The organism is Denitratimonas tolerans, assembly GCF_037203605.1.
Classification (GTDB): Bacteria; Pseudomonadota; Gammaproteobacteria; order Xanthomonadales; family Xanthomonadaceae; genus Denitratimonas; species Denitratimonas tolerans.
Genome location: NZ_JBBDHC010000010.1, coordinates 110,077 through 123,646 on the forward strand (window position 1 = coordinate 110,077; position 13,570 = coordinate 123,646).

A 13,570-nucleotide genomic window follows, 5' to 3' on the forward strand; every position below is an offset into this window, starting at 1 on the left:
ATGTATCGTGTATTGCTGCTGGATGACGAACCAAACATCTTGCGCGCCCTGCGGCGTTGTCTGGCCGCCATCGACCCGCAACACCTGGATGGGGAGCCGTTGAGGGTTGATACCTTCAGCTCGCCCGCGGATGCGCTCCGCAGCTGTGAAGATGTCACGTTCGATCTGATCCTCACCGACTTCCGCATGCCGCGCATGGACGGCGTGGAGTTCCTGACGCGGGTGATGCCGATTCAGCCGGACGCTCCGCGAGTGATTATTTCAGGCTTTGCCGACCGGGATGCCATCATCGCGGCGATCAATGATGCGCAATTGACTCGCTTCATTGAGAAGCCGTGGGAGGACGCCGCGCTGCAACAGGCCGTTGTTGCGATCCTGACGCGCGGCAAGGCTCAGGTCGCACCCGCCTTCGCACGCTCCGCAGCGAGTGATCGCGAGATGCGGCGCCTCGAAGAAGATTGTCCAGGGATTACCGAGGTCAATCGCGACCCGGACGGCGGCATCTGGCTCGATCTCGATGAGGTCGAGGATTGATCTGGTTATCCCCGCGTTTCGGCTGGCATCTCGGCGGAGAATGACCCTGGCTCGCAATTTTCGCGTGCTTCTGGTGGAAATGACGGGCTGGGCATCGGGTCGATCAGGCGATGCTTCTTATCGCGCGCCCACGCCCAGTGAGGATTTGGATGTCCCGGGGTCACCGCCTGCTGCGTTATCCAGCGGAGCCATGATCGGACGGGATGTGCTCGCCCCATACTTTGCCGAACCGCCTGCCATGGCGAACCGAAAGCCGCCCAGTCCGTCCCGAGACGCGCCGACGGGCAGGGGCAGGCCACTGTGTGGGACACAGCCCGGGGTGGTTCAACGTAAAGAAATGTGCCTTTCCCCTCTGCGTACCCCAAATGGGGGACGACAGAGTGCGGCGCGGCGCGCTAAGGTGCGGTTCATACGCTGAAAGGGCATCAGCGTGAGCGGTGATTTGACCGCCAAGAATCAGGGGGTGTCCCTTGGGGAGCATGCCTTCGTTGGGCTACTGGCGCGCGGCAGTCTCTGGCGCACAGGCACCGTCATGCGGCGCTGCGCCGGGAGGTGCGCTTGACGTGTCCTTCATTCTGCCGGCTTCGTGCAGATATCCGGGGCTGGTCTTCGCGACTGCGCAGCACGCGCATGACCGGGTCGTGACGCCTCGCTTTTCCCGTGGCTCGCTTGCAGGTTCCGTCACCGGCCTGTCGCGTGACGCAGCGGCTGCCGCGGCGTCTCTCCCTTGCTTGCACAGCCGTACAGCGGTACCCGGGCCTTCGCGCCTGCGCGGGCCGGGCCGTTTTCTCACGTGTTATTGCTCCGAATCCAAGGCCAGGCCCGATTCCGGTGTCTGGCCGTCGTCGTTTTTTGCTTCCCGCATCACACCTTCATAGGAGTCTGCCATGCGAGTCCATGTGTCGCATCCTTCCCACCCCCCCTGCACCTGCGAGCCGTGCCGGTCCCTCATCCGAAGGTTTGCGCTGCTTGGCTCCTGGCTTGTCGCGCTGGCGGGATTGGCCGCGCCGGTGGCAGCGGCGGATCGGTATGCCGCAACGGATGGCGTGTTTGGCAACGACTGCGCGACGCCTGCGACGGCCTGCACGATCCGTGATGCGATCACGGCGGCGGCTGCGGGCGACACCGTACACGTTGCGCCGGGCACCTACTCCGACGCCATCGTGCTGAACAAGGCCGTGCATCTGGCCGGCAGCAGCGCAGCGGGCGTCAAGAGCAATGCCCTCCGGGTCGGAACCATGGCTGGCCCAGTCGCGCCCCCGGTGGTCATCATCGATGGTGGCGGCACGCAGGCGATTGGCGTCACCATCGCCAGCGGCGTGACCAATGCAGCCGTCAGCGGCATCGAAGTGCGGAATTTCACCTCCGACTGTGTCCGGGCTGTCGGTGGCAACCACGGCCTGCTGGTCGAGGAAAGCCATGTCCATCACTGCGGCCGGCATGGTATCTACGCCAATGCCAGCGGGGCAGGAGGCTTGGCATCCGTCACCATCCGGAACAACCAGCTGCACGACATCTACAACCGCGCCATCGTGGTTTGGAACGGTTTCAAAAAGGACATCACGGTCAGCGACAACCTGATCACCGGCCCGGTGGGAGCCACGGCGATCGCGTTCGAGGACGGTACGGCCACAGGTATCCACGTCACGGGGAATCAGATCGACCACTCACTCGGCGGCGACACGGGTATTGCCGCAATGCAGCTGACTTCCGGCTCGCCAAGTGGTCGCGGCAACCTGATCCGCGGGAACTTCGTGTTCGATCCGGGTCGCTTCGGTATCGCGCTGATGATCCCCAACGGCAGCGGCGCGGAATCCGGTGACGGCTCGATCGTGGTCGAAAACAACACGGTCATAGGCGGCACCAATCAGGGCGCATGGCTGGAGGACGACCGGGCCGGCATCCAGGTCATCCGTGCCTATTACGGCGGGGCCTCGCAGGGCCAGATCGATGTAACCCGTGGCGTGGTTGTGCGCAGCAACGAGGTCAACGACTTCACCAAGCAGGCAGGCGTGCCGGCAGGCTCGGAAGCGTACGGTATCGTGGTCGAGGGCATGGGGTCTTCGGTCTACCTCAACATCCTGACGGGCAATGATGTCGGGCTACAGATCCAGCAGGGCAATCAGCCCGGTTCCCTGCCGGGCAATGCAAATCCCGATATCCACAGCGATTGGTTCGACCGCGGCAACACACCCTTGACCTGCGCAAGCGTGGGTGAAGGCGTTGATGCGAATGCGATTATGGGCAGCACCATCGCCGATCAGCGCAGCGTCCCTGCCGATGCCGACATGATCGGCTCGCGCGTACTCAACCAGAACAACGGGACACGCTACTGCACCCTCAACTCGGCGATCGCGATGGCCAACGACGGCGATGTGCTGGTTGCCGATCCGGGCGTGTATGCGGAGCGCTTGACGATCGACAAGCCGGTCACCCTGCTCGGTGCCCGGCACGGTATCGATGCTCGCACCCGCAACAGCGACAGCAGCGACACCGGAGAGTCCGTGCTGGTGCCGCCGGAAACGCAGGCAGGGCTCTCCATGGCCTCGTACTTCTCCAGTCGATTGATCGGCGTGGGTGCCGCCGGCGTGATCATCGACGGGTTTGTGCTGGATGGCGACAATCCGGCGCTGGCTTCGGGCGTCGACCTCAATGGTGCCGATATCGATTACGCGTCCGGCATTCTGGCGTACGGCGATTCGGCGGGCCTGCAGGTACGCAACAACATCATCCGCAACATGCAGTCGGGCGGCCTTTTCGGTTACGCGCACGTTGGCGATAACGTTGTCGAGTTCAATCGATTCAGCAATATCCCTGCGCCCTCGGAATGGGGTATCGCGGTGCTGTCCACCAACCACTGGTACGCACAGATCCGCAACAATCTGTTCGATACGGTACGAATCGGCGTGCAGAGCAACCTGCTCCAGCTGGCCAATCCCGGCACGCTGGAGCCGATCATCGTCGGCAATGAGTTCCATGCCCAGTACCGCGGTGTGTTTCTGAACCAGAACGGCGGCGCAGTGGCGACCAGCCATCGGGTCGAGGGCAACAGCTTCCATGCGGTTGCCGGAACCGGCTTGGTCGAGCCCTGGCAGGCCGTCTGGATCCAGGGTCTGACCGGTTCGCGCGAGATCCAGATCATCGACAATCAAATCGATGGCAGCGGACTGTCGGGCCGCACGCGCATCGGCTACTACCTGAACAACATCACCAGCACGGCCGTGCCGACCACGCGCGTCATCAGCGGTGGTACCGTCGGCAACGTCGACATCGGCGTGTTGGCTACCGATGCCGGCTATTTCACCGGACCGGTCAATGACTTCGTGGTCCGTGGCGTCAGCTTCAGTGGCGTCGGCACCGCGTTGCATGTCGAGGACAGCACGTTCACGGGGAATGCCCGGCTCTCGGTTGGTGCCGGAAATGATTTCGCCGGGGCGACCTGGCCGGTCGCGCTGTCGGGACCGGAAGCGACGCTGGGGATGGCCGACGGTGTGAGCGGCGTTGACCGGATCCTGGTGAAGTCCGCGCAGATCAGCAACGTCTGGAATGGTCCGGACTCGTCCAACGCCACCCATGATGTCGCAGCAGCGACGATCAACAATGGCATTGCCGGCGCAAGCGTTGGCGGCGTGGTGCAGGTGGAAGCCGGAACATTCGCCCAGACCGTGCTGGTCGACAAGGCCGTACGTCTGTTGGGTGCGCAGGCGGACGTGTCCGCCAAGGGTGCGGTTGCCGAGCGCGTCGGCGGTGAAACCATCATTGCGCCGGACGCGCCGGTTCGCGTCCAGATCCCGGCCGCGGGTGCCGGTGCCGAGGTCAACGGCTTCACCGTGAGCGGCGTCAGTGGATCAACCAACGCGAATTCCGCGGCATTCAACATCACCGGTTCGGGTGCCATCGTGCGCAACAACCGGGTGCTGGGCATCAACGGCAATGGCGTCTATCTGAGCACCAGCGGCGTCGCCAATGTACTGGTGGAGCAGAACCATTTCGGAAACCTCGCCGGCGGCTCGTACAACGGCGTCAAGACCGAGGGCTCGATCAACCTGAGCATGATCGACAACAGCTTCGACAACATCGCCTATCAGGGTGTCCAGCTTGGCGGCAGCAACAACGGTGCGCAGGTGCGCAACAACGCCATCGCCAATACCGCCCAGGGCGGCATCAATATCGGTGGTGGCACGTCGATCGTCATCGACCGCAATACGCTGAATCTTGCCGATACCAGTGGCACGGCGGACAGGGCGGCGATCCGGATCTATCCGGGCGTCGGCGCGGCGGTGTCCTGCAACACCATCGGCGCGGACAACAACCGCGGCGTGTACTTCCATTCCGCTGCTGGCACGCATCAGGCCCGGGTGTTCCACAACGCCATCTTGGCCGGTGTGTCGCTGGTGAATGGCAATGCCAATGTCGTCGAAGTCGGATCGAACTGGTACGACGGCGCGACCAGCGCCGCAGGCACGGCGATGGCCGTTGCCGATCCGCTGGCTGCCGATCCGGTCGGCAATGCGCTGTGCGGCGACAACACGCCTTCTTCGATCGTTGCCCATGGCGGCACCGGCGTGCAGTCGACGCCGGTCGACAGTGCCTTCAACGACCTGCGCGTCCGCGTGCAGGATCGGTTCGGCGGCGCGGCTGTGGGCCAGACCGTGAGCTTCAGCGATCCGGCCAGCAGCACGGCGGCCGGTGCCACGCTCGGTGCGGTTTCAGGTATTACCGACTACAACGGCGAACTGGTCACCACGGCCACGGCCAACAGCTTTGCAGGCACCTATACGGTGACGGCAAGCAGCGGCACGCTGACGCCGGATGCTGCGTTCACGCTGACCAACACCCAGGGCACGGCGACCGTGACGGTGGCTGATGCGACGGTGGCGTACAGCGGCGCTTCGCACAGCGTTGCGGTCACGACCGCCCCGGCCGGCCTGGAAGGCGATGTGCAGATCGTCTACAGCCAGGGTGCCACCACGGTGGCCACCTGTGCCGCAACGGATGCTGGTTGTGGCCCGGTCAACGCCGGCACCTATACCGCGACCGCGACTGTTGTCGGCAACCCCAATTACGCGGGTTCCGGCAGCGGCACGCTGACCATCACGCGCGCGGCTTCCACCATCGCCTTCGATCCGTTGAGCTTCGAATACAACGGTGCCACCCACGCCGTCGGCGCGTATCTGGTCGACGAGCCGGGAACGGCCTGTCCGGTCACCGGTACGGTGGGCCCGGATGTGTCTGGTTCGCCGTACGTCGTGAACGCAACGGCCTGCACCGGCACGAACTTCGAGGCACCGGCGGCTTCCGCCAGTGCCGAGGTGACGCCGCAGCCGATCACGATCACGCTCGGCCATCTGGCGCAGGCCCACGATGGCTCGCCCAAGTCGGTATCGGTCACGACCTCGCCGATCGCCGGTGTTGCGGTATCGGTGACCTATGACGGCGCGTCGGCGCCACCAAGCGCGATCGGCAGCTATGCCGTTGCAGCGGTCACCAACGATCCGAATTACAGCGGTTCGGCAACCGCCACGCTGGTGATCGGAAAGACCGTCGGCACGGTGAGCTTCGACCCGCCGCTGAGCGGCACCTACGGCACGACGCACGCGGTCAGTGCCGGGATCGTCGAAGAATCGCCTTCCGTCTGTACCTACAGCGGCGTGCCCGGTCCGTCCGATCCGGTCGGCAGCTACCTGGTCACGGCCGACTGCGAGAGCAGCGGCTACGTCGCCAGCGGTTCGGCGATGTACGAGGTGACGGCCGGCATCGATGTTTCGATCGAGGCCACCATGGCCGCGCCGGTGGGCGTGGTGACCCTCGTCCCGCAGCCCGATGCCGATGCCGGGAAGTCCTACTACGACTGGCGCACCAACGGCAGCGCAGGCGAGAACGTGCGCGCCTTCTTCAAGGTGACATCGGGCAATCCGGCGGCTGCCGCGGGCGACCTGGCGGTCGAGTACCTGGATACCTCGGACAGCACCTGGAAGAGCCTGCCGATGACTTTTGCCGGCGGCGAGTGGAGCGGCTGGTTCGGTCCTGCATCCGGCTTCCCGCTGGTGGATGGCGCAGTGTCGAGCTTCCGCGCGAGCTTCCAGCGCGGCGGGCGCTACGGCACCACGGCGAGCCTGGTGGGCATGGGATCGGGCGTGACCCTGGCAACCAGTGCGCTGGTGACAACCGACGTTGCGCACCTGGTGCTGGGCGGCCTGGCCAACGAGGCGGGCAGGGTGGGCGAGCCGGTGGAATCGGCGATGACCCTCACCAATGCCGGTACGGCCGCGTTGAGCAGCGGCCTGCCCAGCCCGGGCAATCCGATTGCGGCCCAGCCGACCCCGAACGATGAAAACGTGCGTGGCCGATTCTTCATCGCGTGGGACGGCGGCGCGTTGGAACCGGCGACGGCATCATCGTGCGGCACCGCCGCCTGCGCGTCGCCGGACGTGAGCGTGGAGTTCTACGACGAGGCGATCCACGCCTACCGTGCGATCTACAACCTGCGTGCCGAGCTGGATTCCTCGAGCAGCCCGACCGGCCGCCTGTACGGCTACTTCGGAGCGCTGTCCAGCCAGGGGGTGCCGGTGCCGGCCAGCTACACGGGCACCTACCTGTTCCGCACCACGGCCAAGCGCCATACCGGCGGCTACACGGTGACGCCGCAGGTCGTGGGCATCACCACCGGAACCGTGTACGCGCAGGCGGCCGACCAGACCATCGGCATCGACACCGGCCTGGCGGCCAGCATCGAGATCGTCTCTGGCGATGCGGGCGTGGCCATCGTGGGCGGCAACGCCTACGACAGCGGTGACCTTGTCGTTCTCGTGCGTGACGTGGCCGGCAATCCGGTGGCGGGTGCATCCGTCGCGTTCAACGTGATCGCCGGCGCGAATGGTGCGGGCGCGAGCCTGACCTCGCCGGCGGCAACCGATGCGAGCGGCGAAACCCGTGTATCGGCAAGCTCCAACGCCGTCGCCGGGGCGTTCGAGGTGAGCGCGAAGCTCTCCAGCGGCGTCGAGCTTGCGGTGCCGTTCGGCCTGCTGAACACGGCGGATGTCGACCTGACGCAGGTGCAGCTGGCGATGGTGTCCGGAAACGGGCAGACGGCGCAGGTGGGCACGCCTTACGGCATGCCGCTCGTGGCCAGCGTCAGCGACCGCTTCGGCAACCCGCTGGAAGGCATCGCGGTCGACTTCGCCGCGCTGGATCCGGGTGCCGGCATTTCGCCCAACCTGCTGAGTGGAACCAGTGGCCCGGATGGCCGCACCAGCAGCGGCGTGATCACGGCCAACGTGACCGCGGGCGCATTCATCGTCACGGCCATGATCGAGGCCGCACAGTGCGATGCCACGGCACCCAGCGTCGCCATCTGCGCGGTCGACTACGGCTTGACCAATACCGCCGGTGGCGCAGCGAGCGTCACGCTTGCCAGCTCGGCTGCCGACGCGGTCGTCGGCAGCGCCGGGGCCTACACGCTGACCGCCACCGTGCGCGATGCCAACAGCAACCTGGTGGAAGGCGTTTCCGTCACCCTGGTTGGCCCGAACTCCGGTGCAGGCATCGCGCCGGCTCTGGCCGCCGGCATCACGACGGCCGCGGGCGAAGTCAGCCACACCTTCGATGCCAATACCGTGGCCGGCACCTTCCCGGTGCAGGCCGTGGTGTCCGGCGCGGCTTCGGCGAATGTGGCGCTGGAAAACCTCCCCGGTTCGGCGGCTTCGATCGAGCTGGTTTCCGGCACCAATCAGGCCGTGCCGGTGAACACCGCCTTCAGCGACCTGACGGTGCGGGTGATCGACCAGTACGGCAACGCGGTGGCTGACGATGCGGCGGCGATGGTGAGCTTCACCGCGCCGGGCTCGGGGGCGAGCGCTGCGGTGACTGCCACCGCCACCAGCGGTGCGGGTGGCCTGGCTACAACCCCGGCAATGGCCAACGGCGAGGCGGGTACCTACAGCGTGGTGGCGACTTTCGGCAGCACGAACCTCGCGTTCGCGCTGCAGAACACGGTCGGCGACGTCGGCATCACCGGCATCGTCTGGGCTGACAACACGGCAACCAGCATTGCCTACGACGGCGCGCCGCATGCGGCGACGGCCACCGTCACGGGCAGCAGCCTGACGCCGGCGTTCACCTACAACGGCAGCGCCACGGCCCCGACGGCCGCCGGCACCTACCAGGTGATCGCCACCATCGACGACGGCAACGTGCTCGGCAGCGCCAGCGCAATGCTGACCATCACGCCGGCGGCCGCCGGGGCCTCGGGCATCACGCTGACCGGCGGCAGCTTCACCTATGACGGAGCGGCGCATCCGGCCAGCGTCGCAAACCCGAACGGCGTGGCCTATACCCTGGCCTACGCTCCGGGCGGCAACAATGCCCCCGTGAACGCGGGCAGCTACGACGTCACGCTGACGGTGAGCGATCCGAACTTCGCCCCGGAAACGATGACGGCCACGATCCTGATCGATCCGGCCGAGGTGACGCTGGCATTCGGCAATCTGGGCCACGTCTATGACGGTACGGCGAAGACGGCCACGGTGACGGCGACCCCGTCGGTAGCGGGTCTGGACCTGGCCTACAGCCAGAGCGGTGTCGCGGCGACGCCGATCAATGCGGGCAGCTATGACGTGACGGCGAGCCTGTCGAACCCGAACCATGTGCTTGCGGGTTCGACGGCCGCCGTGTTGACCATCGCCAAAGCCAATGCCCAGGTTCAGATCGGCAACACCGCGCAGGTGTATGACGGCACGCCGAAGGCGGTGACGGTTGCTACGGTGCCTGCCGGCCTGACGGTGGACGTGACCTACGATGGCAATGCCGGCGCGCCGACCGCCGTGGGCGAGTACGCAGTCGTGGCAATGGTCAACGAGGCGAACCATGTCGGTCAGGCCACGGCGACGCTGCGGATCACCGCCGCTGGCGTGACGATCACCGACATCGTCTGGGCCGACAACAGTGCCACCAGCATCGCCTACGACGGCGCGCCGCATGCCGCGACGGCTACGGTGGCTGGCAACGGCGTGGCCCTGACCTTCACCTACAGCGGCAGCACGACGGCTCCGACCAATGCCGGCAGTTACCTGGTGGTGGCCACGGTGGACGAAGGCAACGTGCAGGGCACCGCCAGCGCCTGGCTGACGATCACCCCGATTCCGGCCGGCAACAGCGGCATCGCGCTGGCGGGCGGCACCTTCGTGTACGACGCACAGCCGCATCCGGCCACGGTGACCAATCCGAACGCGGTGGCCTACTCGCTCACCTACCATCCGGGTGGCAGCAGCGAACCGCTGCTCATGGGTTCCTACACCGCAACGCTGATGGTCACGGATCCGAACTACGCGGCCGAAGTGTTCCTGACCACCATCACGATCATCGATGACTCCGGCAGTTGCTCACTGTTCTGCGACGGCTTCGAGGAAGCGCCGACGCCGCCTGGCGCGGATGCGCTCGCGGTGCCGGGCGATCGCGGCGGCGGCACCGCCGTGGCGGGATGGAGCATCCAGCGGACGGCTTTCGGAAAGGTCGAGACGGTGCTGGAGTTCGTTGACGGGAGCGGCCGTGCCGTCGCCTGGATGGATACGGCGGTTGTCACCGACGGGCAGTGGCTGCGCCTGCGGTGGACCGACGCGCAGGGCGTGGAGCAGAAGAGTGCCTGGGCGCGCTGGAATCCGGATGATCTCCTCGTCTACGGGTGGGATTTGACCGTGGACGGACTGGTGCTGAGGTTCGGTAACCGCGCCGGCTTCACCGAGGCGTTGGATCTGATCCTGCCGCCGGGAAGTCCGATTCCGGAAGCGGTACGCGCACTCAGGGCATCGGTTCGCTACTGATCCTGGCCTGAGTCGACTCGACGGGGCGAAGCCTGGCTTCGCCCCGTTTTTTTGCAAGGATGTTGCTTGGCTTTCCCGTAGGAATGGCCAGATGCCCCGTGTTCGAATCGGCTGGAAAACTGCTACGATTTCGCCGGCAAGGCTTTGTAATTGTTACAAAGTTAAAACTTGCCGAGGCGCAAGGCGCTGTACCAATCCCTGGGGAATCCAATGTCACGCAACTGGCTGAAACACGCTGCGGCCTTCGTGCTGCTCGGCTGCGCAATGGCTGCGCAGGCCCAAACATCATCCGACCAATCGCTGAACGAACTGCTCGCGCCGCTCGGGCAGAGGGCGCCTGAGGCCCATCGCGCGCCGCAGACCAGGCCGCCCGCGACCGTCGAAGATCTGGCGGATCGGGTGAAGGCCGATGGCCACGTCGATGTGATCGTCCTGCTGGCGCTGGATGCGCCGTTCCGCGCGGAAGGACACCTTTCGCGCGCCGACGTGCAGCTGCAGCGCAACCACATCGGTGCGGCGCGCACGCGCCTGCTCGGCGCGTTGCCGCCGGCCTCCTACAGCGTCAATCGCGACTACGAGAGCATCCCGGCGATCGCCATGCGCGTGGATGAGGCCGGCCTTGCCGCGCTGCGCGGTTCCCGCCTGGTCGCAGGCCTCGAAGAGGACGCGTTGAAGTTCGCTTCGCTGGCGCAGAGCACGCCCTTGATCGGCGCGCCTAATGCCTGGTCCAGCGGTTACGACGGCAGCGGCTGGGCGGTCGCCATCCTCGATACCGGGATTGAGGCGAGCCACCCGTTCTTCCGAAATGCGGCCAACATCTCGCGGGTCGTGGCGGAAGCGTGCTTCTCCAATGGCGCGGGTGGTCTGCAACGCGTTTCGCTCTGCCCCAATGGGACAACGTCGCAAACCGGGTCTGGCGCAGCGAGCGCCAACACGGCGCAGTGCCTTGCCAGCGGCAATCAGCTGTGCGACCACGGCACGCACGTCGCCGGCATCGCTGCGGGCCGCAATCAGACGGTGGCTGGTGAGACCATCAACGGTGTTGCGCCCAACGCCAACATCATTGCCATCCAGGTTTTCACACGCTTCAACCGGGCCCAGGATTGTAGCCCTGCCGCCGCGCCGTGCATCGCGTCCTGGTCCTCGGATCAGCTCGCCGCGCTCAACTACATCAACACCACGCTGCGCCCGAGCCACAGCATCGCCTCGGTCAACATGAGCCTGGGTGGCGGCAGCTACGGCGCCTACTGCGACACGACGACCATCAAGACCGCTATTGACAATCTGCGCTCCAACGGTATTGCGACGGTGATCGCCACCGGTAACGATGGCTACACCAGCACGATCAGTTCGCCGGCCTGCGTTTCCACTGCGGTCGCGGTTTCCTCCACGAGCAAGGTCGACGTCGTGTCCGGCTTCTCGAACGTCGCCACGATCATGGACCTGTTCGCGCCCGGTTCGGGTGGCGCGGGCCCGGCACCGTGGAACGCCGGCATTGGTTCATCGGTACCTGAGAGCGGTTACGCGCTGATGAGCGGCACCTCGATGGCGACCCCGCAGGTGGCGGGTGCCTGGGCGGTGCTGAAGCAGGCGGCACCCACGGCCAGCGTCACCAGCGTGCTGAACGCGCTGGTCACCACCGGCACGCCGGTCACGGATACCCGTTCGGGTGCGAGCGGAACGATCACCAAGCCGCGCATCAACGTCGATGCCGCAGCTGCGGTGCTCACGGGCGCGCCGACGCGAACCGTCACATCGAGCGTGGGTACGCCCAGCGGCACGATCACGCCCACCGGGGCGCAGACCGTCGCCGTGAACGGAAAAGCGGGCTTCAACCTGTATCCGGCTGCCGGTCAGGAGATCGATTCGGTCACCGGCACCTGCGGCGGCACGCTCGTCGGCAACCGGTTCACCACCAATCCGGTGACCGCCAACTGCACCGTGATCGCCAACTTCAGGCCGTTCAGCGGCAATCCGCTGGTCTGCGGCACGCTCAATCACAGCGTGATCCAGAATGGCGACGGCAGCGCCTTCACGCTCCTCACCGGCGTGGCGCAGGGCTACAGCGCCTCGCGCCTCGATGACATCAACCTTTACGTCAACAGCGGCAACATGTGGGTGTGGTGGTACGGCGGCCTTGGCGGCGTGGCCGCGGGAGGGCAGATCTCGGTGCTGCCTGCGGGCACCACGGTCGGGCCGGCATCGACCTTCAGCAATGCGAACCAGGCCATGAACAACTGGCTGCCGGGTCGCACGGGCTACATCGGCATGGCCTTCGACAATGCCAGCACCGGCCAGCGCAACTACGGCTGGCTGCGCATGACGACGGCCGGAACGAGCGGCTATCCCGCCACCTGGCACGACTACTGCTACGACCAGAGCGGTGCGCCCATCACGACGGGTTCCGTCCCGGTGGTTACCTACCCGATCACGGTCAGCGTCAACCCGGCACCGGGCGGCAGCGCAAGCTGCACGCCGAATCCGGTCACTTCCGGCGGCAACAGCGCCTGCAGCGCGAGCGCGAACACCGGCTACACCTTCAGCAGCTGGAGCGGCGATTGCACCGGCGCGACCTGCAGCCTGACCAACGTCACCAGCGCCAAGGCGGTGACGGCGAACTTCACGCTCAACAGCTACACCGTCACGGCGACCTCGGGCGGCAACGGCACGATCACGCCGGCCAGTCAGAACGTGAGCCACGGCGGGACCGCGAGCTTCACGGTCACGCCGGCGACCGGCTACCACGTCGTGAGCGTGAGCGGTGACACCTGCACCGTGACCGGTTCGGGCACCAGCTACAGCGCCGCCAATATCCAGGCCGACTGCGCGGTGACCGCGACGTTTGCGATCGACGAGTTCACCGTCACTGCCAGTTCCGGCGGCAACGGCACGATCACGCCGGCCAGTCAGAACGTGAGCCACGGCGGGACCGCGAGCTTCACGGTCACGCCGGCGACCGGCTACCACGTCGTGAGCGTGAGCGGTGACACCTGCACCGTGACCGGTTCGGGCTCGAGCTACAGCGCGGCCAATATCCAGGCCAACTGCGCGGTGACCGCGACGTTCGCGATCGACGAGTTCACCGTGACGGCGACCTCCGGCGGCAACGGCACGATCACGCCGGCGTCGCAGACGGTGGCTTTTGATGGCACGGCGAGCTTCACGGTCACGCCGGCGACCGGCTACCACGTCGTGAGCGTTGCGGGCGATACCTGCAC

Annotated in this window: 3 protein-coding genes; all 3 read left to right on the top strand. The window is 66.2% G+C overall.

What is annotated here, in order from left to right; all coding sequences use genetic code 11:
• Positions 1 to 534 (top strand): response regulator, encoded by a 534-nt coding sequence (locus tag WB794_RS08465; protein WP_337335415.1) that lies wholly within the window; start codon positions 1 to 3, stop codon positions 532 to 534.
• Between the two features lie 1,046 nt (positions 535 to 1,580).
• Entirely contained in the window at positions 1,581 to 10,352 is an 8,772-nt protein-coding gene (locus WB794_RS08470) for an MBG domain-containing protein (RefSeq protein ID WP_337335416.1), read from the top strand.
• 210 nt (positions 10,353 to 10,562) lie between these two features.
• Positions 10,563 to 13,570: InlB B-repeat-containing protein (locus WB794_RS08475; protein ID WP_337335417.1), on the top strand; the 3,008-nt coding region annotated here is incomplete at its 3' end.